Annotated in this window: 19 protein-coding genes and 1 pseudogene; 6 read left to right on the top strand and 14 right to left on the bottom strand. The window is 68.1% G+C overall.

Annotated elements, in window-relative coordinates; genetic code table 11:
- Positions 1-24: 24 nt before the first annotated feature.
- Both ACZ5PO_RS16925 and ACZ5PO_RS16920 read left to right on the top strand, forming a co-directional pair.
- Complete coding sequence (locus tag ACZ5PO_RS16925) at positions 25-1,152, top strand: LLM class flavin-dependent oxidoreductase (RefSeq protein WP_464195506.1); 1,128 nt, start codon at positions 25-27, stop codon at positions 1,150-1,152.
- 89 nt (positions 1,153-1,241) lie between these two features.
- Positions 1,242-2,393 carry an NADH:flavin oxidoreductase gene (locus ACZ5PO_RS16920; protein WP_464195504.1) on the top strand — a complete coding sequence of 384 codons (1,152 nt, stop codon included), beginning with the start codon at positions 1,242-1,244 and terminating at the stop codon, positions 2,391-2,393.
- A 160-nt stretch (positions 2,394-2,553) separates the two neighbouring features.
- Here the strand turns inward: ACZ5PO_RS16920 and ACZ5PO_RS16915 are convergent, their stop codons facing one another.
- The 10 genes and pseudogenes from ACZ5PO_RS16915 to ACZ5PO_RS16870 all read right to left on the bottom strand — a co-directional run bounded on the left by ACZ5PO_RS16915 (position 2,554) and on the right by ACZ5PO_RS16870 (position 13,125).
- On the bottom strand, positions 2,554-3,495 hold the full coding sequence (locus ACZ5PO_RS16915; protein WP_464195502.1) for a LysR substrate-binding domain-containing protein: 942 nt from the start codon (positions 3,493-3,495) through the stop codon (positions 2,554-2,556).
- A gap of 963 nt (positions 3,496-4,458) precedes the next feature.
- Positions 4,459-4,953 (bottom strand): annotated as a pseudogene (locus ACZ5PO_RS16910) (ABC transporter ATP-binding protein); the annotation flags it as partial.
- A complete protein-coding gene (locus ACZ5PO_RS16905) occupies positions 4,950-6,764 on the bottom strand; it encodes a branched-chain amino acid ABC transporter ATP-binding protein/permease (protein ID WP_464195500.1) in 1,815 nt (604 codons plus the stop codon). The gene ACZ5PO_RS16905 and the pseudogene ACZ5PO_RS16910, both read right to left, overlap by 4 nt.
- A complete protein-coding gene (locus ACZ5PO_RS16900; protein ID WP_464195498.1) occupies positions 6,761-7,798 on the bottom strand; it encodes a branched-chain amino acid ABC transporter permease in 1,038 nt (345 codons plus the stop codon). The genes ACZ5PO_RS16905 and ACZ5PO_RS16900 overlap by 4 nt, the downstream gene beginning before the upstream one ends.
- Positions 7,799-8,099: 301 nt before the next feature.
- The gene (locus tag ACZ5PO_RS16895; RefSeq protein WP_464195496.1) at positions 8,100-9,257 is read right to left on the bottom strand and encodes an ABC transporter substrate-binding protein; all 1,158 of its coding nucleotides are present in this window, start codon (positions 9,255-9,257) and stop codon (positions 8,100-8,102) included.
- Positions 9,258-9,432: 175 nt separating this feature from the next.
- On the bottom strand, positions 9,433-10,209 hold the full coding sequence (locus tag ACZ5PO_RS16890; protein WP_464195494.1) for an enoyl-CoA hydratase/isomerase family protein: 777 nt from the start codon (positions 10,207-10,209) through the stop codon (positions 9,433-9,435).
- Positions 10,206-11,039, bottom strand: coding sequence for an SDR family NAD(P)-dependent oxidoreductase (locus ACZ5PO_RS16885; RefSeq protein WP_464195492.1), 834 nt, complete (start codon positions 11,037-11,039; stop codon positions 10,206-10,208). The genes ACZ5PO_RS16890 and ACZ5PO_RS16885 overlap by 4 nt, the downstream gene beginning before the upstream one ends.
- The gene (locus ACZ5PO_RS16880) at positions 11,032-11,484 is read right to left on the bottom strand and encodes a MaoC/PaaZ C-terminal domain-containing protein (RefSeq protein ID WP_464195490.1); all 453 of its coding nucleotides are present in this window, start codon (positions 11,482-11,484) and stop codon (positions 11,032-11,034) included. Before ACZ5PO_RS16880 ends, ACZ5PO_RS16885 begins: the two co-directional genes overlap by 8 nt.
- Positions 11,481-11,939 (bottom strand): MaoC family dehydratase N-terminal domain-containing protein, encoded by a 459-nt coding sequence (locus ACZ5PO_RS16875; RefSeq protein ID WP_464195488.1) that lies wholly within the window; start codon positions 11,937-11,939, stop codon positions 11,481-11,483. Before ACZ5PO_RS16875 ends, ACZ5PO_RS16880 begins: the two co-directional genes overlap by 4 nt.
- Positions 11,940-11,943: 4 nt before the next feature.
- Positions 11,944-13,125 (bottom strand): lipid-transfer protein, encoded by a 1,182-nt coding sequence (locus ACZ5PO_RS16870; protein WP_464195486.1) that lies wholly within the window; start codon positions 13,123-13,125, stop codon positions 11,944-11,946.
- Positions 13,126-13,233: 108 nt separating this feature from the next.
- On the opposite strand from ACZ5PO_RS16870, the gene ACZ5PO_RS16865 reads away from it, so the two are divergent.
- From ACZ5PO_RS16865 to ACZ5PO_RS16850, 4 genes are all read left to right on the top strand, one after another.
- The gene (locus ACZ5PO_RS16865; protein ID WP_464195484.1) at positions 13,234-13,989 is read left to right on the top strand and encodes a TetR/AcrR family transcriptional regulator; all 756 of its coding nucleotides are present in this window, start codon (positions 13,234-13,236) and stop codon (positions 13,987-13,989) included.
- Between the two features lie 22 nt (positions 13,990-14,011).
- Positions 14,012-15,565, top strand: a complete 1,554-nt coding sequence (locus ACZ5PO_RS16860) for a long-chain-fatty-acid--CoA ligase (RefSeq protein ID WP_464195482.1) — start codon at positions 14,012-14,014, stop codon at positions 15,563-15,565.
- Between the two features lie 267 nt (positions 15,566-15,832).
- Positions 15,833-16,189 (top strand): DMT family protein, encoded by a 357-nt coding sequence (locus tag ACZ5PO_RS16855; protein WP_464195480.1) that lies wholly within the window; start codon positions 15,833-15,835, stop codon positions 16,187-16,189.
- A 57-nt stretch (positions 16,190-16,246) separates the two neighbouring features.
- The gene (locus ACZ5PO_RS16850) at positions 16,247-16,894 is read left to right on the top strand and encodes a TIGR02466 family protein (protein ID WP_464195478.1); all 648 of its coding nucleotides are present in this window, start codon (positions 16,247-16,249) and stop codon (positions 16,892-16,894) included.
- A gap of 190 nt (positions 16,895-17,084) precedes the next feature.
- On the opposite strand, the gene ACZ5PO_RS16845 is transcribed toward ACZ5PO_RS16850, so the two are convergent.
- From ACZ5PO_RS16845 to rpoD, 4 genes are all read right to left on the bottom strand, one after another.
- Complete coding sequence (locus ACZ5PO_RS16845) at positions 17,085-17,999, bottom strand: aldose 1-epimerase family protein (protein WP_464195476.1); 915 nt, start codon at positions 17,997-17,999, stop codon at positions 17,085-17,087.
- A 50-nt stretch (positions 18,000-18,049) separates the two neighbouring features.
- Positions 18,050-19,273: an MFS transporter gene (locus ACZ5PO_RS16840; protein ID WP_464195474.1), complete on the bottom strand. Its 1,224-nt coding sequence runs from the start codon at positions 19,271-19,273 to the stop codon at positions 18,050-18,052.
- Between the two features lie 82 nt (positions 19,274-19,355).
- Positions 19,356-19,502: a hypothetical protein gene (locus tag ACZ5PO_RS16835; protein WP_464195472.1), complete on the bottom strand. Its 147-nt coding sequence runs from the start codon at positions 19,500-19,502 to the stop codon at positions 19,356-19,358.
- A 98-nt stretch (positions 19,503-19,600) separates the two neighbouring features.
- On the bottom strand, positions 19,601-21,604 hold the full coding sequence (rpoD, locus tag ACZ5PO_RS16830) for an RNA polymerase sigma factor RpoD (RefSeq protein WP_464195470.1): 2,004 nt from the start codon (positions 21,602-21,604) through the stop codon (positions 19,601-19,603).
- Positions 21,605-21,994 lie beyond the last annotated feature (390 nt).

The following is a 21,994-nucleotide window of genomic DNA, read 5'->3' as shown; positions in this document are numbered from 1 at the left end:
TCCTTCTTATGATGGGGATCTGCAATGACTAGCGATCGTTCCACGAATCCGATGTTTGGCCCGCAGCCGTTCAAGATCGGTCTCTTCTGCTACCTGCACGACGGCGCCATGACCATGACGACGGCGCCGGGACGTTGGCAGGCGCGCTGGAAGGACGTCGTCAAGCTGGCCAAGATGGCGGACGAGGCGGGCCTCGATTTCATGCTGCCCATCTCCTCCTGGCGTGGCTGGAAGGGCGAGATCGACCATCGCGTTTGGTGCTACGAGACATTGACGCATGCGGCCGCCCTGAGCGGCGTGACGGAACGGATCGCGCTGTTTTCGACCGTTCACGCGCCGCTCGTTCATCCGGTCTTCGCCGCCAAGGCTCTGGCCACCATCGACCACGCCTCGGGCGGCCGGGCAGGCCTGAACATCGTCTGCGGCTGGCAGACAGGCGACTTCAAGATGTTCGGCGTCGAGCAGCTGGAGCACGATCGCCGCTACGACCATGGCCTGGAATGGTTCGAAATCCTGAAGGGGCTGCTGGCCGGCCCCGGCGATCCCTATGACTATGAGGGGGAGTTCTTCAATCTCGAGGGGCTGATGGGGCAGCCCGGATCGCTCCAGCAGCCCCATCCAGCCATCTTCTCGGCCGCCTATTCGGCGGCGGGCCGCAACTATGCGATCAAGACTTCGGATTATCTCCTGACGGTGTTCTCGAACTTCGAGAAGGCGGCAGACGAGGTGACCGATGTCCGCAATCGCGAGAAAGAACTTGGCCGCAATAAGCCGCTCGGAGTCATCGGCACGGCGGCCGTCGTCTGCCGCGAGACCCGCAAGGAGGCGGAGGACTTCAATCGCTACTACGCTCTGGAGAAGGCGGACCGCAAGGCGGTGGAAATGTTTACCGACATCCGTTCCAAGATGGCGGCACTGCCGTCCGCCGGTTCGGCGGAGAAGGAGTTCATGCGCACCGCCGGCGGCGGCAGCCTCGTCGGCACGCCGGAGGATATCGTCGAGGGCTTCGTGAAGATGCACAAGGCCGGCTTTGCCGGCTCGACCATGCAGTTCTTCAATTTCACCGAGGAGCTTCCCTTCGTGATCGAGCGGGTGCTGCCGCTGATGAAGCAGGCGGGACTGCGCACGGAGGTCACTCTCGAGGCCGCCTGAGCCAGCAGTCCGCCGCCGGCGGCGCTGCCGACGGCAGACCCTGCAAACGATGCTCGCACGAACAGCCCCGATCTGCGGAGGCCTGGAGAATGCCTTTGAATATGCTGCATAATGAGATCTCTGCGGCGCGGACCGAAGCAGCGAGGACGGCAGCGCCGCTGTTCCATCCATTCTTCCACGGCACTCTGAGACTGAAGTCGCGCATCGTCATGGCGCCGATGACGCGCGGGTTCAGCCCGGGGGGCGTCCCCACAAGGGAGGTCGCCGAGTACTATGCCCGCCGCGCCCGAAACGCCGTCGGGTTGATCATCACCGAAGGAACCATCATCGACCATCCTTCGGCCTCTCCCGGTTCCAGCATTCCAAACTTCTTCGGCGACGCGGCGCTGGAGGGGTGGCGGCGTGTGCGCGAGTACGTCCACGCCGAGGGCGGCCGTATCATGCCGCAGCTCTGGCATGCCGGCATCGGCCGCGACCCGCACGGCGACGTGCCGAACCGCGGCCTGCCAAGCTCGGCCCCGTCCGGCATCGGCTCGGAGGGCCAGCGGGTTTCCGAGCCGATGACGGACGCCGAGATCGCGGACGTGATCGACGCCTTCGCTCGCGCAGCGGCGGAGGCGCAACGGCTCGGCTTCGATGGCGTCGAGATACACGCCGCCCATGGCTACCTGATCGACGCGTTCTTCTGGCGGCGTACCAACCTGCGTTCGGATCGCTTTGGCGGGGACATGCGTGAGCGCACGCGCTTTGCCGTTGAGATCCTACGCGCGGTCCGCGCGCGCGTGGGGCCGGAGTTCCCGGTCCTCATTCGCCTTTCACAGTGGAAGAGTGGCCAGTATGACGCAATGCTCTGGAACAGCCCGGTTGAGCTCAGCGCCTTCCTGAACGAGCTGACGGATGCCGGGGCGGACATGTTTCACATGTCGACGCGCCGCTTCTGGCAGCCTGCCTTCGAGGGGTCCTCGCTGCCGCTCGCGGCCTGGGTCAAGAAGGTCACCGACAAGCCCGTCGTCACGGTCGGCAGTGTCGGTCTATCCGGCGTGTTCAGCCGTGGCGCGCTGGAAGCTTCGGCGCCGATGTCTGTCGACGCATTGGTGGAGAGGCTGGAACAGAACGAATTCGATCTGGTCGCGGTCGGACGGGCGCTGCTGGGAGATCCGGAATGGGCGCTCAAGTTGCGCGAGGGCCGCGAGAGCGACCTGATCGGCTATTCACCGGCGGCACAAAACGTTCTCTGGTAGCGGCTCGGTCCGCATGCATCGGACTTGAGCTGGCAACGGCGGGATGAGGACGCTCGGCCGGACCTCGAACCGGAAAAGGTCGTGATCTGTTGACAATATTTCATTTATCCCGCCGCCCAGCGGGATGATGCCGAAATTCACATCGCAATACTGCAATTTCTCAGGATGCCTGGGCCCTCCTCGGGGTTGGATGGGCGCTCATGAACCACTCGGACGACTTGGCGGCCTCGTCCTTGAGCCACTGCCGAAAGGCGGCAACGGAGGTCAGATTGACGCTGCGTGGCGAATAGGCCGTGTAAAGAAGGGGTTCCAGGACGATCGAGCGGTCGAAGATCTGCACGAGATCGCCGCGCTCGATCTCGCGCTGGATCAATGGAAGCTGGCCCATCGCGAGCCCGAGATCTTCCTTCGCTGCGACGTAGATCATGGACGAACTTTCGAAGGTGAGGAGTTTTCGCAGCGGAATGTCGGGAGCGCCCATATGGGTCAACCAGGCACCCCAGTCCCCTCCCCGATAGGAGGCGTCGAGGATCGTATGTTTCGACAAGTCCTCCAGCGAGGTGATCGGCCCGTGCCGTTCGAGATAGCCGGGGCTGCACACGGGGGCGATACGGTTCGGCATGAGCGGTTCCAGGTGCAGGCCCGCCTGATCATCGGTCGGCGGCCCCTGGATCGAAATGTCGATCCGCTCCCAGTCGACGTGGACAAAATTCATCGACGTACTGAAGTTGAGGCCGACGTTGGGATTCATTGCGCGAAAGCCTCCGATCCGAGGCAGCAGCCAGGTGTGCAGAACACCCGGCAAGGCGCGGATGTTGATTGCACGCCGCCTCGGCAGGTTCGGCAGGTTTTCAGTCGCGGTCGAAATAATGTTGAAGGCTCGCGTGAGCTCTGGCTCATAGCGAAGCCCCGCCGGGGTGAGCATCACCTCGCCGCGCTCCCGCGTAAAGAGCTGGATGCCCAGGTAGCTCTCCAAGACCCCGATCTGGCGGCTGACGGCCGACTGAGAGACACCGAGTTCTTCTGCTGCACGTGTGAAATTGCCATGCCTTGCGGCTGCCTCGAACGCACGGAGAGGATTGAGAGGAGGCAGTTTCTTCATATTCCTTCCGGATGCCTTTTAGGTCGTTTTGGGGGAGGCCCGTGAATGCGAGCCGCGCAATCAAAGAGCCTTGATCTAAAGACGTCAAGACGATCAAATGCACGTCAGTAGCGCGAAATATAGTATGATGGAGGTGTCTCGGCAGATCACATTACCCTGAGTTGCAATGCTCGCCCATCTCTCGGGCACACGCTTCCAGCACCACCGCGTATTCTGTTGCAGCGGCTGAGCACTGCCTGCAGGAGGGCCTTTGCAACTTTGTCTGTCCGCTTGAGCGGACGTTCGACGAGGTGGAGCGCACCCCGAGCGGATGGAGCCGTCAGATCGGAGAGAAACGCCCAGATTCAAAGATGCGGAGCATATCCAGCAGATAAGCTTATCCGATCGAGAAATGCTCGAGCACAGGCATCAGCGACGGCAGCTTAAGCTTGGTCAAATTTCCGCGAGTCGCCGCAATGCGCCGTCCTACAGGCTGGCGAGTGCGACCTCCGTCCGCCCCCGGTTCGGCGCTTGGGGCGAGCATGATCGACGATCAGACCCCTACGATCGGGGCTTGATCAAAAATGTCCGACGATTGCCAAAAACGACGCGAATTCCGATCGCGCCCAATGAGCATTCGGCCACGCCGAAGCCGGATCCGGGATCTTACTGCGAGCCTTGGGTCGTCGGTCCTCTGCTCGGCTGTGCGGCGGCCGGTTCATCTTGATGGCGCGGCTCGCGGACCAGCCCGTCCTGGTGCCCGCCGCCGAGCCCGAGATACGTCGCCACCACGCGCGGATCGTTCGCCAGCTCCGCCGCCGGGCCCGCCAGCGCCACGCGGCCGAGCTCCAGCACGTAGGCGTGGTCGGCGACAGCGAGTGCGGCGCGGGCGTTCTGTTCGACCAGCAGGATGGCGACGCCGCGGTCGCGCAATTCGGCGATGATGCGGAAGACGTCGCGCACGATGAGCGGCGCCAGGCCGAGGCTCGGCTCGTCGAGCATGAGGAGGCGCGGGCGGCCCATCAGCGCGCGCGCCAGCGCCAGCATCTGCCGCTCGCCGCCGGAGAGCGTGGCGGCGAGCTGGCGGCGCCGCTCCTTCAGGCGCGGGAACAGGGCGAACATCTCGTCCAACGCCGTCTCGCGCTCGCCGCCATCACGGCGGAAGGCGCCGAGCGCCAGATTGTCGGCGACGCTCATGGAACCGAACAGCGCCCGCTGCTCCGGCACCAGGCTCAGGCCGCGCGCCACGCGCTCGCCGATGGCGAACGTCGCCAGGTCCTCGCCGGCGAAGCGGATGCCGCCGCGGGACGGCAGGATGCCCATGATGGCCGACAGCAGCGTGGTCTTGCCGGCGCCGTTGCGGCCGATGACGGTGACGATCTCGCCTTCACCGACGCCGATGGCAGCCTCGCTCACCGCCTCCACCTGGCCGTAGGCCACCGAGAGGCCGCTCACCTCGAGGAGCCGCGGCGGCGTCATGCGTCCGCTCCGAGGTAGGCTTCCAGCACGGCCGGGTCGGCCTGCACCTCCGCGGGCGCGCCTTGCGCGATCTCCTGCCCGAAGTCCATGACGAAGACGCGGTCGGCGAGCCCCATGACGAAGTCCATGTCGTGCTCCACCAGCAGCACCGCCATGCCCTCGCCGCGCAGCCGGTCGATGAGGCCGGCAAGCTCGCGCTTCTCCTGGAAGCGCAGGCCGGCGGCCGGCTCGTCGAGCAGCAGCAGGCACGGGTCGGCGGCGACGGCGCGGGCGATCTCCAGGAGCCGCTGCTGGCCGAGCGGCAGGCTGCCGGCCCTGTCGTCGCAGCGGGCGGCGAGCCCCACGCGATCGAGCTGGCGCCGGGCTTCCGCCAGCAGTTGCGCCTCCTCGCGGCGGTCGAGGCGAAGCATCGCAGCGAAGAGGCCCTTGCGGCCCCTGAGGTGCGCCCCGATGGCCGCGTTCTCCAGCACGGTCAGCTCCGGCAGCAGGCGCACGTGCTGAAAGGTGCGGGCTAGGCCGAGGCGCGCCATCGCCCGCGGGCTCAAGCCGGCGACGGGCTCGCCGCGGAAGACGATGCTGCCCGCCGTCGGCCGGTCGACGCCGGAGAGCTGGTTGAACAGCGTCGACTTGCCGGCGCCGTTCGGCCCGATCACTGCGAGGACCTCGCCGGCGCGCACCGAGAGGCTGACGTCGTCGTTGGCGGCAAGGCCGCCGAAGCGGCGCGTGACGCCGCGCGCCTCGAGGATCACCTCGCCGGGCCGCGGCCGGGCACGGACCGGCAGGGCCGGCTCGTCACCGTCCACCGCCGGCGGCTCCGGGCGCGTCCGGCGGCTGCCGCCGAGATAGCGGGCGGCGGCGATGCGCAGGGCGCTGGCGATGCCGTCGGGCATATTCTGCATCAGCACGATGACGATCAGGCCGAAGACGACGGCCTCGAAGTTGCCGGTGCGGCCCAGGAGGTGGGGCAGCAGGTCCTGCAGCCACTCCTTGCTGAGGATGAAGACGGCCGCGCCGACGATGGCGCCCCAGATGGAGGCGGCCCCGCCGATGAGCGCCATGAACAGGTACTCGATGCCTGCGCCGAGGCTGAACGGCGCCGGGCTGACGAAGCGCTGGGTGTAGGCGTAGAGCCAGCCGGCGATGGCGGCGAAGGCGGCGGCGATGAGGAACGCCGCCATCTTGGCGCGGACCACGTCGACGCCCATGGAGCGCGCCATGAGCTGGCCACCCTTCAGCGCCCGGATGGCCCTGCCCGGGCGCGAATCGAGCAGGTTCGCCGTGAGCAGCAGCGCCACCAGCAGCACGCCCCAGATCAGCCAGAACAGCCGCTCGCCGCTGTCGAAGCGGACCCCGAACAGGGCGAGCACCGGGATACCCGAGAGGCCGGTGTAGCCGCCCAGGCTGTCCATGGTGCCGAACAGGAAGGCGATGGCGAGGCCCCAGGCGATGGTGCCGAGCGGCAGGTAGTGGCCGGAGAGCCGGAAGGTGACGCCGCCCAGCACGGTGGCGACGGCGAGCGTCAAGGTGAGGCCCAGCGCCAGGCCGCCCCAGGGCGAGCCGCCGAGCCAGGCGAGCGCCGGCGGCAGCTCGGCCGCGGTGGCGAGATAGGCGGTGGCATAGGCGCCGATGCCGACGAAGGCGGCCTGGCCGAAGCTGGTGAGGCCGGCGATGCCGGTGAGCAGCACGAGGCCCAGCGTCACCAGCGCCGCAATGCCGATGTTGTTGGCGAGCGTGATCTGGAAGGACGGCAGCAGCAGCGGCGCCAGCACGACGGCGGCGATCGCGGCTGCGCCGAGGCCCAGGCGCCTCACTCCTCGTCCTCCACGCCGCTGCGGGCAAGCGAGCGCCACATGAGCACCGGCAGCAGCAGGGTGAAGACGATGACTTCCTTGTAGGCGGAGGCCCAGAACGTGGCGAAGGATTCCGCCTGGCCGACCAGCAGCGCGCCGGCTGCCGCAAGCGGATAGCTGGCGAGGCCGCCGACGAGGGCGCCGACGAAGCCCTTCAGGCTGATGATGAAGCCGGAGTCGAAATAGATGGTGATGATCGGCGCGATGAGCACGCCGGAGAGCGCGCCGATGAAGGCAGCCACCGCCAGGCTCACCCGGCCGGCGAGCTCGGGCGAGATGCCGACGAGCTCGGCACCCAGGCGGTCGACGGCGGTGGCGCGCAGCGCCTTGCCGTAGAGGTGGCGCTCGAAGCCGACGTACAGCAGGCCCACCAGCAGCAGCGACACGGCGACGACCCACAGCGTCTGGCTCTGGATCAGCGCCGGCCCGACCATGAACACCGCGTCGGAGAACGGCTCGGTGCGCGCCCCTTCCGGTCCGAAGATGAACAGGGCAATGCCGACGAGGGCGACGTGGGCGGCAATCGAGATGACCAGCAGCACCAGCGCATGGGCGGCGGCCACCGGCTGGAAGCACACGCGGTAGAGCAGCGGCCCGAGCGGCACGATGAGCGCGATGGTGACCAGCGCCTGCACGCCCATGCCTAGCGCCGCGAGCGGCAGCAGCACGGAGAGCGCCGTGACGGCGGCCACCCACGCCGACAGCCACAGCGTCGACCGGCTCAGCGCCGGGCGGCCACGCGTCCGCCAGCTCCCCACCAAGTCCATCGCCGCCGCCACCAGGCAGAGGCCGGCGAGCAGCCACCCGAGGCGGACCGGTTGGCCCGCCTGCATGGCCGCCATGGTCAGCGCCGCGAAGGAGACGAACTCGCCCTGCGGGATCAGCAGGATGCGGGTAACGGAGAAGACCAGCAGGATGCTGAGGGCGAGCAGGGCGTAGACGGCACCGCTGGTGATGCCGCTCTGCCCAAGCAGCATGGCCACCTGCAGGTTCAAGCTCGCGCCTCCGGGCGGTGAGGCGGTCCGGCGCGGCGTGGGCCGCCTGCGGCGCAGCCGCACACCTCGCCCCGCTTGCGGGGAGAGGTCGCCCTGCGCGAAGCGAAGCGCCACGCTGGGCGGGTGAGGGGGCGCGGGGGCGGAGGCTCGACGCCGGTCACGCCGCGCGGCAGGGCCCCCTCACCCTTCCCTCTCCCCGCTGGCGGGGAGAGGAGTGCAAGCTGCTCCGTCGACGCTTTCCCGTCCAGGATATCGTGCGCGGCTGCTGGGGTGGCTCGGCCCGCGCCGCCACCCCCATGCCTCACTTCACCAGGGCCCACTTGCCGTCCTTGACGGTGATGATGTGCAGGCCGCGCCGGTCGAAGCCGCTGTGGTCGGCGGGCGTCATGTTGTAGACGCCCTGGGTGCCCGGCAGCTCCTTCACCTCCTCCAGCGCGGTGCGCAGCGCCGCGCGGAACTCGGGCGTGCCCGGCTTGCCGGCCTTGAGCGCCTCCGGGATGGCGCGCTCGAGCAGGAGGCCGGCATCGAACACGTTGGCGCCGAAGGTCGCCGGCACCGTGCCGTAGAGCTTCTTGTAGCGGGCGATGTAATCGGCGGCGATGGGCTTCGAGACGTCGCTGTCCGGCAGTTCGTCGATGACCAGCATGCCGCCGGCGGCGAGGATGGTGCCCTCGACCTTCTTGCCGCCGAGCTTGAGGAAATCCGGCAGCGCCGCGCCGTGGGTCTGGTAGTACTTGCCGCGATAGCCGAGGTCGTACAGCGTCGTCTGCGGCAGCACCGAGGAGCTGCCGGGAGCGGCGATCAGCACCGCGTCGGGCTTGGCGGCGATGAGCTTGAGGCCCTGGGCGGTCAGCGACGTGTCCTGGCGCTGGAAGCGCTCGCTGGCGACGACCTGGATGCCCTTCTTCTCGGCGCCCTCGGTGAACACCTTGAGCCAGTTGCCGCCGTAGGGGTCGGCGGTGCCGATGAAGCCCACGGTCTTGACGCCGCTCTCGGCCATCTGGTCGAGCAGCGCCGACGCCACCAGCTCATCGTTCTGGGTCGGCTTGAACACCCACTTCTTCTTGTCGTCCATGGGCAGGATGACCGCCGCCGTGCCGACCGGCGCGAGCATCGGCACGCCCGCCTCGGCGACGAAGGGGATCACGCCGAGCGCGTTGGGCGAGCCGGGCGGGCCGATGATGGCGTCGACCTTGTCCTCGCTGATCAGCTTCTTGAACGCGGTGACCGAGGCGGTAGGGTCGCTGGCGTCGTCGAAGAGGATGTAGTCGATGGTCTGCCCGGCGACCTTCGTCGGCAGCAGCGCCACCGTGTTCTTCTGCGGGATGCCGACCAGGGCGATCGGCCCGGACGCCGAGGTGACGACGCCGACCTTGACTTGAGCCTGGGCTTGGGCCTGGGCGGCGGCGACGGCGAGCACGCTGGCGAGCAGCGACAGAACGAGGCGATGCGCGGACAACCGGGCTCTCCCTTGCGAAACGAACCACATCAAGCCGCTATAGTTTGCCGCCTGCCGCAGGTCCATCCAAGGGATGTTTGGTCCAGGAAGATGGATGGCCGGGTCAAGCCCGGCCATCCATCATGCGAGCCAAGCCTATCCCGCCGACTTCGTGAGACGACCTGCCCGCAAACCGTCAGCCCTTCGTCTTGCTCAGGAAGCTTTCGACGTTGGCACGGAAGGCGGGGGTCGCCATGCAGCGCACCATCTGCTCCAGCTCGGCGTCGAGCTGATCCGCGAAGGGGGTGCGTGCCGATTGCTGGATGAGCGCCTTGGTGGCGGCGATCGCCGTGGGCGCGATGCGCGCCACGCGCTCGGCGAGCGCCCGCGTCGCCGCTTCCAGCTCGGTCGCCGGCACCACCTTGTTGACGAGGCCTGCCTCGAAGGCCTGCTCGGCGGTGAGCCCGTCCTCGGCCAGGAACAGCGCGAGCGCCCGGCGGGGGCCGATGCGCTCGACCACGCCGATGCTGCCACCGCCGTCGGGCGAGACGCCGAGCTTGGCGTAGGCGGGCACGAAGCGGGCGTCGGCCGCCGCGATGCAGAGATCGCCCAGCAGCGCCAGCGAGAAGCCGGCGCCAGCGGCCGAGCCGTGCACGCTGGTGATGACCAGCCGCGGCCCTTCGCGCAGCGCGATGAGGAAGCGGTGCAGCTTGCCCAGGAGGCCGCGCGCCATCGGCTCAAGCGCGTCGATGTTGGCGGCGAAGGTGCGGATGTCGCCGCCGGCACAGAACGTGGGGCCGGCGCCGCGCAGGATGACGACGCGGACATCGTCGCTCGCCACGACGCGCTCACCGATATCGGCCAGCGCCTCGGCCAGGGTGGCGTCGACGGCGTTGTAGGCTTCGGGCCGGTTGAGCGTGACCGTGGCGATCCGCCCGTCGACCTCGAGCAAGGCGGGCGCAGCACCCGTCATATCAGCAGCCCTCCGCCGCACACCACGACCTGGCCGCTAATGTAATCGGATTCCGGCGAGCAGAACAGATAGACGGCGTTGGCCGCCTCCTCGGGCTTGCCGGCACGGCCGAGCGGGATCATCCGCGCCATGGTGTCCAGCATCTGCGACTGCACGCCCACCTTGATCTCGCGCCCGTCGACGTCGATGGTCTTCTGCGGCTGCTGCTGCTCGATCGCCTGGGTCAGCCGCGTCTCGATCAGGCCGAAGGCGACGCAATTGACGTTGACCTTGTAGCGCCCCCACTCCTTGCACATCGTCCGCGTCAGGCCCACCAGCGAGGCCTTGGCCGAGGAATAGCTCGCCTGGCCGGCGTTGCCGTAGAGCCCGGCGATGGAGGAGATGTTGACGACCTTGCGGAACACCTCCTGGCCGGCCTCCGCCTCCTTGCGCGAGAACGCCCGGATCGGCTCGGAGGCGGCCCGCATGATGCGGAACGGCGCCACCAGGTGCACGTCGAGCATGGCCTGGAACATCTCGTCGGTCATCTTCTGGACCGTGGCATCCCAGGTGTAGCCAGCATTGTTGACGATGATGTCGAGGCCGCCGAAGGCCTCGATGCCGGTGTTGACGAAACGGTCGGCGAAGCCCGCCTCGGTGACGCTGCCGTTGACGGCGACGGCCTTGCCGCCGCCCGCCTTGATCTCGGCGGCGACCGCGTCGCCCGGCTCGGCGTCGAGGTCGTTGACGACGACGCTGGCGCCCTCGGACGCGAGCTTGAGCGCGATGGAGCGGCCGATGCCGCGCCCGGATCCGGTGACGAGGGCGACCTTGCCCGCAAGCTTAGACATGCGCCTTCTCCCATCCGTCGAGCGCAGCGGTCGCCTCGCCCTGCAGTTTCACGTCGCCGTTCTGGTCCTTGGCGGTGAGCGCGATGCGGACGCGCCGCTCGCCTCCATCCTCGACGATGCCGACGACCTCGCCCTCGGCGGAGATCTCCGCTCCGACCTGGGTGATGGCGACGAAGCGCACGTTATAGGACCGCACCGAGGCCTGCGGCACCACGTTGGTCAGTGCGCGGCCGAGCCGCGACATCACCAGCATGCCGTGCGAGAACACATCGGGAAAGCCGAACGCCTTGGCGAAATCGACGTCGACGTGCATCGGGTTGTGGTCGCCGGAGGCGCCGCAATAGAGCGCCAGCGTGTGGCGGGTGATCGGGGCGAAGCGCTCGTCGATGATGCGCTTGCCGACGAGGCCCGCAGCGGCAGGCTCGGCTTGAACGGAGGCGCTCATTTGCCCACTCCCGGGTTGCGCACGACGGTGGTGCCGGTCAGGTCGGCTACGTGCTCGCCGGCGGCGTTCTCGACCCTCGTCTCCTGGACGATCACCGTCATGGCGCCGCCCTTCTTGTCGGCCATGTCGACGATGCGGCTGGTGAAGGTGAGCTCATCGCCCACGTAGACGGGCTTGTGGTAGCGGAAGCCCTGCTCGCCGTGCAGCAGCCGGCCGACGTCGATGCCGAGGTCCTCGGTCAGCGCGAACGGCCGCTCCGCGTCCATCATCTGCAGGCAGAACAGGTAGGTCGGCGGGATCGGGATGTCGCGGAAGCCGGCGGCCTGTGCCGCCGCCTTGTCGTGGTAGACGGCCCCCTCCTCGCCGATGGCCTTGAGGAAGAAGCGCAGGCGCTTCGGCTCCACGGTGGCGTGGGTCGCAGGCCGCGCCTGGCCGATGATCGATCTGTCGAGCATGGGATCAGGCCTTCTCGTAGAGCGTCACGACGCAGGCGCCGCCGAGGCCGAGGTTGTGCTGCAAGGCGATGCGGGCGTTCTCGACCTGGCGGGGGCCGCCCTGGCCGCGCAACTGCCAGACCAGCTCGGCGCATTGGGCGAGGCCGGTGGCGCCGAGCGGATGGCCCTTCGACAGGAGGCCGCCGGACGGGTTGGTGACGACGCGGCCGCCGTAGGTGTTGTCGCCGTCCCAGATGAACTTCTCGGCGGTGCCTTCCGGCGTAAGGCGCAGGCCCTCGTAGGTGAGGATCTCGTTGGCGGTGAAGCAATCGTGCAGCTCGACCACGTCGACGTCCTCGGGGGCGATGCCCGACGCGGCATAGACCTTGTCGGCCGCCGCGGCCGTCAGGTCGAAGCCCACCACCTTCATCATGCTCTTTTCAGTGAAGGTGGACGGAAAGTCGGTGGTCATGGCCTGGGCGCGGATCACCACGTCGGCCTTGAGGCCGCGGCGCTTGGCGAACTCCTCCGAGACCAGGATCGCCGCGGCGGCGCCGCAGGTCGGCGGGCAGCACTGGAGGCGGGTGAGCGGCCCGTACATCGGGGTCGACGCCATCACCTCCTCGACGGTCACGGGCTTGCGGAAGATCGCCTTGTCATTGTGCTCGGCGTGACGGCGGGCCTTCACAGAGATCTTGGCGAAAGTCTCGGTCTTGGCGCCGTAGCGCTGCTGATATTCGGCGCCGGCGCCGCCGAACACCTTGATCGCCATCGGCGCGTCGGTGTTGTGCGAGCCCTCGTCGGCGGCCGCGACGAAGCGCACGAGCGGGCTCGGCCGATCGCTGTAGATATCGCCGAGCGCGCCCGGCACCATCTGCTCGAAGCCGAGCGCGATGGCGCAGTCGACGATGCCGGCCTCGATCGCCTGGCGCGCCAGGAAGAGCGCGCTCGAGCCGGTCGAGCAGTTGTTGTTGACGTTGACCACCGGAATGCCGGTCATGCCGACGTGGTAGAGCGCCGCCTGGCCGCTGGTGGAATCGCCGTAGACGAAGCCGACGTAAGCCTGCTCGACATCGGCATACGAGAGGCCGGCGTCCTCCAGCGCCATGCGGGCGGCGATGGCGCCCATCTCGTCGTAGCTGGCGCTGGTGCCCGGCTTGACGAAGGGGATCATGCCGACCCCCGCGACTTTGACCCGTTGAGCCATCTCATCCTCCCTGTCGGCCGGTGCGGCGCTTTACAAACGCTTTCCGATCGGTCAGTCTTGCAATGACTCATCGGTAACTTTAGCGTCGCGACGCGTCAAGAGGCAGGGATGCGAGGAGGTTCCGGATCGGCCCGCAAGCTGGCGCAGCCGGCGGACGCCGATTCACCGTGGAAGCCGTTCGAGGACCGCCGGCGCGACCGCGACCTGAAGCGCGACGCGGTGCTGCGGACGGCCGCACAACTGTTCCTCGAGCTCGGCTACGACCGCACCTCGCTGGCGGAGGTGGCCGAGCGGCTGAACATCACCAAGCCCGCACTCTACAACTACTTCCACAGCAAGGAAGAGATCCTGGCCGAATGCTACCGGCTCGGCCAGGAGATGAGCGAGGCGAGCCTCACGGCCATCGCCGCCATGCCCGGTACCGGGCTCGACCGCGTGCGGGCGCTGATCCGCGACTACGCCGAGATCATGACGCGGGACTTCGGTCAGTGCCTGGTGCGCGTCGACGATCGGGTGCTGTCGCCCGATGCCCGGCGCCACGTGCGCGCGGGCAAGCGCATGATCGATCTGGGCTTCCGCCGCTTCATCGGCGAGGGCGTGGACGACGGCTCGATCCTGCCGTGCGACGTCAAGGTGGCCGCCTTCGCGGTGGCCGGGTCGCTCAACTGGATCGGCCACTGGTACCGGCCGGGCGGCGACCTCGACCCGCAGCGGCTGGGCGACGAATTCGCCCGGCGGCTGACGGAGGGGCTCGCCGCCGGCGCCCCGACTGAGCCCGCACCGTCCGGGCGACGACGCCGGCCGCCAGGCGCCCCGACCGGGCCCGGCGGACCGGCCACCAACAAGAGGCGCAAAGCCCTTTGAAGTCGAAACCAGGGAGGAACCGATGAACATCACGCAAGGACTGCGACGGGCGCTGCAGATGAAGGCGGGCGGCACCGCCGTGCTGGAAGACGACAAGGCCTGGACCTGGGCCGAGGTCGGCGCGCGTGTCGCGCGCCTGGCCGGCGCATTGCGCGGGCTCGGCATCGGCGACGGCGACCGCGTCGCCGTGCTGGCGCTCAACAGCGCCCGCTACCTGGAGCTCTATCTCGCCACCGCCTGGGCAGGCGGGGTGATCGTGCCGCTCAACATCCGCTGGAGCGTGCTGGAGAATACCGACGCGCTCCAGGACAGCGGCGCCACGGTGCTGTTCGTCGACAAGGCGTTCGCCGAAGCGGGCCACGCCCTGGCGCAGGCGCTGCCGGACGTGCGCCTCGTCTACGCCGACGACGGCGACGCCCCCGCCGGCATGGCCGACTACGAAGCGCTGATGGCCGCGGCGACGCCGGTCCCCGACGCCATGCGCGGCCGGGACGATCTCGCCGGCATCTTCTACACCGGCGGCACCACCGGCCGCTCCAAGGGGGTGATGCTGAGCCACGGCAACCTGGTGATCGATTCCCTGCATGCCCTGGCGGAGGGAATGTTCACGCCGACGGCCACCTATCTGCACGCGGCCCCCATGTTCCACCTGGCCAACGGCGCGGCCATGTATGCCATGCTGGCAGGCGCGGGCACGAACGTCGTCGTCCGCGCTTTCAGCCCGGAAGGGGTGATGGACGCCATTGCGCGCCACCGGGTGACGCACGTGCTGCTGGTGCCGACGATGATCCAGATGCTGGTCGACCATCCGGCCATGGGCACGCGGGACCTCTCATCGCTGAAGCGCATCCTCTATGGTGCCTCGCCGATCTCGGAGGCGGTGCTCGACCGGGCGGTGGCGGCCCTGCCGCACGTGGAGTTCATGCAGGCCTACGGCATGACCGAGCTGTCGCCCATCGCCACGCTGCTGCCGCCTGAGGAGCACGTGGCCGGGCGCGCCAAGGGGCGGCACCGCTCGGCTGGACGCGCCGCGATCGGTGTCGACGTGCGCATCGTCGACGAGAACGACAACGAGGTGCCGCGCGGCACCATCGGCGAGATCGTCGCGCACGGCGCCAACGTGATGATGGGCTACTGGAACCGCCCCGAGGAGACCGCCAAGGCCGTGGTCAACGGCTGGATGCACACCGGCGACGGCGGCTACATGGACGAGGACGGCTTCGTCTATGTGGTCGACCGCATCAAGGACATGATCATCTCGGGCGGCGAGAACATCTACTCGACCGAGGTGGAGAACACCGTGGCGCAATACCCGGGCGTGCTGCAATGCGCCGTCATCGGCATCCCGGACGAGCGCTGGGGCGAGGCGGTGCACGCCATCGTCGTGGTTCGCCCCGACGCGGAGATCGATCCGGCCCACGTGATCGCCTTCTGCAAAGAGCGAATCGCCGGCTACAAATGCCCGCGCAGCGTCGACGTCCGGACCGAGCCGCTGCCCATGTCCGGCGCCGGCAAGATCCTGAAGCGCGACCTGCGCCAGCCGTTCTGGGAGAACCGGGCGCGCCACGTCGCCTGATTTCCGGGACGGCGCCAGAGCATTTCGCCATTGGATGGACCCATCCAATGGCGGAGAAATGCTCATAACCTTTTGAATCTGGAGCGCTTCTCTTGCGATTGGGTAGTTCCACCCAATCGCAAAGCGCTCTAGGCGACGCGCGTGGCTCGCAGCGGCGTCGCTGAGCGTCTTGATCCGGCGGCCCCACCGCCCCTGCCGCAACGCAACGGCGCTTTGCAAGTCGTGCTCCATCTGGCAAAGGCTCCGCGCCAACGGAGCTCAGGTTCAATGGATCGCACCACGGCGCTCGTGCTGCCCATCGTCATGCTGATGGCGTCGAACGTGTTCATGACGTTCGCCTGGTACGGCCATCTTCGCTTCACCGACCGTCCGCTGTGGCTCGTGATCTTGGTGAGCTGGGCGATCGCCTTCGCCGAGTATTGCCTCGCGGTGCCCGCCAACCGCATCGGCCACGGCGTCTACAGCGCCGCCGAGCTGAAGACGATGCAGGAGGTCATCACCCTGGTCGTCTTCGCCGGGTTTTCCGTCCTCTTCCTCAAGGAGAGCCTCACCATCAACCACGCGATCGGCTTCGGCCTCATCGTGCTCGGCGCCTTCTTCGTGTTCAAAGGGCCGCTCGGCTGACGCCCGCGGCGAGCGGCCGTCGTTCCACCGCAGCCGAAAGCGCTCTATAGGCCCTCCATGTCCATCATCGAGCACGTCTTCGCCACGCCGATCTATCGCGCCGAGCTCGCCGGCGACGGCGGCCCGTCCACGATCGTGGCCGAGATCGACGCCGCCTGCCGGTCCATCGCCGTGGACGACGAGGCGGGCCAACGCTGGTGCGCCCGCAACGGCTACCCCGGCTACACGTCCTATGCCTCGCTCGACGATCTGCCGTGGCGGTTTCCGGTCTTCGGCCGTCTCGTCAAGCAGATCGACAGGCACGCCGCCGCCTTCGCCAAGGCGCTCGAGTTCGATCTCGCCGGCGGCAAGCTCATCTGCGACTCGCTCTGGATCAACGTGCTGCCGCCGGGCGGCGTGCACACCTCCCACATCCACCCGCACGCGGTGGTGAGCGGCACGTTCTATGTAGCCGTTCCGCCCGGCGCCAGCGCGCTGAAGTTCGAGGATCCGCGGCTCGGCTTCATGATGGCGGCGCCGCCGAAGAAGCGGAAGGCGACGCAACAGAACCGCCAGTTCGTCTCGATCGACCCGACGCCCGGCACCTTGCTGTTGTGGGAGAGCTGGCTGCGCCACGAGGTGCCGCTCAACGAGGCGGACGAGGAGCGCATCAGCGTGAGCTTCAACTATGCCTGGAAGGACGGCGGTGAACGCCGGCGCGGCTAGTGTGGCGAATCCGAAATTCGCACCACCTCGGGGCATCGCTTGGAGCGAATTTCGGATTCCTAAGCCACACTAGCAACTCTATGATTCTAGTGTGGTTTAATGGATCTGAAGGTCCTGGACGTGGATGCCATGTGGGGAGCAGGAACTTCAGATCCACCACACTAGGCGACCTGACACCGCCCGCCTGCCGTCACGTCCCCGGCTCCAGCGTCACCGAGAAGCCGAAGCTGCGGCTCTGGGTCGGCGCGACCTCGACGATGCCGGGCTTGGCGAACAGGTCGACGGGCTTCTGATCCGCGCCCGCGGGCCGGGCATCGTCGGCATAGCCCTGCCATGGCTCGATGCAGACGTAGGGGGCCCCCGCGCCGGGCTTGGTCCAGATGCCGAGGCTCGTCATCTCCGGGAACGCGACGACGAGGGACGGGGACCCCGGCGCGCCGTAGACGACGCGGCGGCTCGCCGGCTGCTTGAAGACGATGGCACCGGCGGCCAGCAGCGCATCGGACAGCGGCAGCGTGCGGTCCTTGACCGGATTGGGCTCGGGCGTCGTCAGCAGACCATCCGCATCGGGCCGGACGACCGGCGCCGTCTCGTCCTTGTCGAAGGCGAGCGTGTAGGTGTCGCGCGGGGCGCCGTAAGGCAGCGGCCAGCGGAACGCGGGGTGGAAGCCGAGCGAAAACGGCAGCGGCTTGCGGCCGGTGTTGGTCACGCTCGCCGTCACGGTGAGCGTCGCACCGCTCAGCGCATAGGTGACATCGAGTCGGAACGGGAACGGGTACGCAGCCCGCGTCGCCTCGCTCTCGGTCAGCCGCAGGGTGGCCTGGTCGGCCCGGCGCTCGACCAGGCTGAACTCGCTGCGGCGGGCGAAGCCATGCTGCGGCAGCCGGTAGACCTCACGGCCGATGCGGTAGGCGCCGCCGGCCAGCGCGCCGACGATGGGAAACAGCAGCGGCGCGCGCCCGCTCCAGACGGCAGGGTCCCCATCCCACAGGAGATCACGGCCCTCGCCGTCGCGGAGCACGACCAGTTCGGCTCCGAGCGTAGCGATCTGTGCGAAGAGCCCGTCGGATTGGATCGAGATGCGATCGTCGTTGCTCGCCTGCATCGCCATGTCACTCGCAGTGTTGGTTGGCAGTGTTGGTTGAATGTCGTCGATCACTCCGCGTCGGCGGTGAGCGCCGGCAGCGCCCCCGGCGTGCGCCTGAGCGCCGCCGTGGCGGCCAGCACGATCAGCCCGCCGGCGAGCAGCAGCCCCCAGATCGGCAGCGAGAAGCTGAGCAAGGCTGCGGCCAGACCGGCGACGAAAAACGCCAGCGCCGTCATCGCCGCACCGATACCGAGGGCCCAGCCCTGCTCATCGGCGGACGCCGACCCGCTGATCAGGGCGAGCAGGCCGACGAAGGCGGGCAGGTTGCTGGCGGCGACGATGAAGGCCGCCACCCATTGCAGATAGGCCGGCAGCGGCGCCGCGGCGACGAGGATGCCGATGCCGCAGGCCCAGCAGCCGACGGCGGCGACCCTCCTGTCGTCCTTCAGCCGCGCCGCGAGAGCGCTGTAGACGACGGACGTGCCGAAGACGAAGCCCAGGCCCATGGTCGCCGAGAACAGGCCGAGCTCGAGCGACGAGAGGCCGTACACCTGCTGCATGATGACCAGGATGTAGATGTAGTAGAGCGCAAACCCCAGCTGAAACAGCAGGAACGTCAACGCCAGCCCGCCGATGACCGGATGGCGAAGCGCCTGCACGAACAGGTCGACAGGCCGGCGCCAGCTCAGCTGTAGCGGCCACCGCGCCCCGTCCCCCAGCGATGCCCGGGCGATGAGGGCGAGCGCCACGAGGCAGAGGACGAGCGCGAAGGCGAGCGGCGCGCGCAGGTCGATGTGGCTCAGCACGCCGCCGGCCATCGGGCCGGCAACCAGGCCCACGCAGTTGATGAACACCACGGTCGACAGATCGTGGCCGCGCTGCTCGTCCGTCGACCTGTCCATCATCGCCGCCTGGGCGATGGGGCCGGTCCCCGCCATCAGCCCGGAGAGCAGGCGGCCGACGAGAAACACCACCAGATCGCGCGTTTCGACCGCCAGCCACATCAGCGCATAGGCGACGGCCAGGCCCGCCATGCAGATCGTCAGCGTGCGCTTGCGCCCCAGCGCGTCGGAGAGGTCGCCGAGCAGGCTGGCGCCGAAGAACATGCCGAGCGGAAACAGCGAGAAGGCGAGCGACAGGTAGAGCTCGCGCACGCCCGGCCGATAGGCGCCGACCACGGCGGGGTCATGAAACAGCGCCACGATGACCGGGTACATCAGGCCGAACGAAAAGATGTCGATGAAGACCGCCGCGAACAGCGGCAGCATGGCCTTGAGACGCGGATCGATCATGTCGTGGCCCCCGCCGGTGGCGTGCAAAGTGCCTGTTCCGGAGGGCGGCGTCAAAGAGGTTCGGGGCGGCGGCGGCCGGCGATCAGCCGGCCCCGACATCGGGGACGGTGAACAGGCGCCACGGTGCGGCGAAGCCGCGCAGCGCGAACGCACCGAACTGCATGAGCTGCTCCGGCACACGCAGGGCAAACTCGCTGGAGGCGAGCATCGGCTGGCCGACGCCGTGCAACGACGGTCTCCCCAGAGCAATCCCGATCAGATGTAACCCTCTGATCGGGATTGGAGCGCTTCTCCTGCGATCCAGGCCGGACCCGCCGGCCCTTGGTATCAGTTGTCGAGGAAGCTGCGCAGCTTGCGCGACCGGCTCGGGTGCTTGAGCTTGCGCAGCGCCTTGGCCTCGATCTGGCGGATGCGTTCGCGCGTCACCGAGAACTGCTGCCCCACCTCCTCGAGCGTGTGGTCGGTGTTCATGCCGATGCCGAAGCGCATGCGCAGCACGCGCTCCTCGCGCGGCGTCAGCGAGGCGAGCACGCGCGTCGTCGTCTCGCGCAGGTTCGACTGGATCGCCGCGTCGATCGGCAGGATGGCGTTCTTGTCCTCGATGAAGTCGCCGAGGTGGCTGTCCTCCTCGTCGCCGATCGGCGTCTCGAGCGAGATCGGCTCCTTGGCGATCTTGAGGACCTTGCGCACCTTCTCCAGCGGCATGGCGAGCTTCTCGGCCAGCTCCTCCGGCGTCGGCTCGCGACCGATCTCGTGCAGCATCTGCCGCGACGTGCGCACGATCTTGTTGATCGTCTCGATCATGTGCACGGGGATGCGGATGGTGCGTGCCTGGTCAGCGATCGAGCGCGTGATCGCCTGCCGGATCCACCACGTGGCGTAGGTGGAGAACTTGTAGCCGCGCCGGTACTCGAACTTGTCCACCGCCTTCATCAGCCCGATGTTGCCCTCCTGGATCAGGTCCAGGAACTGCAGGCCGCGATTGGTGTATTTCTTGGCGATGGAGATGACGAGCCGCAGGTTCGCCTCGATCATCTCCTTCTTGGCCTGGCGGGCTTCGCGCTCGCCCTTCTGCACCATCATCACGATCTTGCGGAACTCGATAATCTCGAGCCCGGTCTCGGCCGCCAGCGTCTGGATGTCCTGGCGGATGGCGCGGATGCGGTCCTTCTCCTGGGCGACGAAGTTCTTCCAGCCGCGGGTGCCGAGCTTGGAGACACGCAGGATCCACTTGGGATCGAGCTCGGCCCCCTGCGACTGGCGCAGGAAGTCCTCGCGCGCCACGCCGTAGCTCTCGCCCAGGCGCAGCAGTCGGCTCTCCATGCCGATCAGGCGCTTGTTGATGTCGTAGAGCTGCTCGACCAGCGCCTCGATGCGGTTGGCATTGAGCGACAGCGACTTGACGTCGGCGACGATCTCGTCCTTGAGCTTGCGGTACTTGCGCTCCTGGGCAGGCGACAGGCGCAGGCTCTGCAGACGGTTCTCGATGTCCTGGTCCTGCAGGCGGCGCAGGCGCTTGTAGGCGTCGGCGATCTTGTCGAACGTCTCCAGCACGCGGGGCTTGATCTCGGCTTCCATGGCCGACAGGGAGATGTTGTTCTCCATGTCGTCCTCGTCGAGGTCGCCCGGCAGCTCCGGCTCCGGCATGTCGGGGCCGCTGCTGGCCTCGCCTTCGGCGGCCGCCTCGCCGCCCAGCCCGTCGCCCATCTCGGCCGGCGAGTTCTTGGCGTCGGGGCCGGCGTAGGTCGCCTCCAGATCGATGATGTCGCGCAGCAGCACCTTGCCTTCGACGAGCTCGTCGCGCCAGATGATGATGGCCTGGAAGGTCAGCGGGCTCTCGCACAGGCCGGCGATCATGGCCTCCCGGCCGGCCTCGATCCGCTTGGCGATGGCGATCTCGCCCTCGCGCGACAGGAGCTCGACCGAGCCCATTTCGCGCAGGTACATGCGGACGGGATCGTCGGTGCGCTCGGACGGCTCGCTCTTGGTCTCGGTCTTGACCACGACGACGCGCGGCTGGGCCTCGACCAGCTCGCCGCCCTCGGCCTCCTCCTCTTCGGACTCGCCCTCCGGCGTCTCTTCACCCTCGTCCGATTCGACGACGTTGATGCCCATCTCGGACAGCTGGGACAGCACGTCCTCGATCTGCTCGGAGTTGAACTCCTCCGGCGGCAGAACCTCGTTCAGCTCGTCGTAGGTGACGTAGCCACGCTTCTTGGCAAGCTTGATCATCCGGCGGACGCCGGCGTCGGTCAGATCGAGGAGCGGTCCGTCCGCCTGCGGCTCGGCGGCCTCCGGGGCGTCTTCCCGCTCTGTCGTCTTCGTTGCCATTCGCTCACGCTCCAACTTCAGCCGCAGTGCGCCTGCGGCATCGGGCGCTTTCGCGTCCCTCTGAATCAGGATGCATTTGGAGCGCACCGCCCCAAATGCATCCCGACCGATGCAAAACCCATACGCATGACGCCATTCGGCGCATGCCCCCCACGCCAACGGCGGACCATGGATCCCACCGCAGGCCCCGATCTCGCCCCCCGCGGTCGGACCGCGATGCCGGTTTCGACCACACCCGGCCGGCGACCGGACGCGCCGTCACCATGCAAGGCGGGGCAGCGCAGGCCCCCTTGCCCGGCCACCCGATCCATGCTCGATACGCGAACGGATGTCGAATCGTGCGGGAGCATGAGGCGCCCGCCGATACGTCCCGGCGTTCCCGGCGTTCCC

This window comes from Chelatococcus sp. KU-N122, assembly GCF_055391085.1.
The sequence above is the reverse complement of the archived record's forward strand: the minus strand, read 5'-3'. Positions and strand labels throughout refer to the sequence as shown.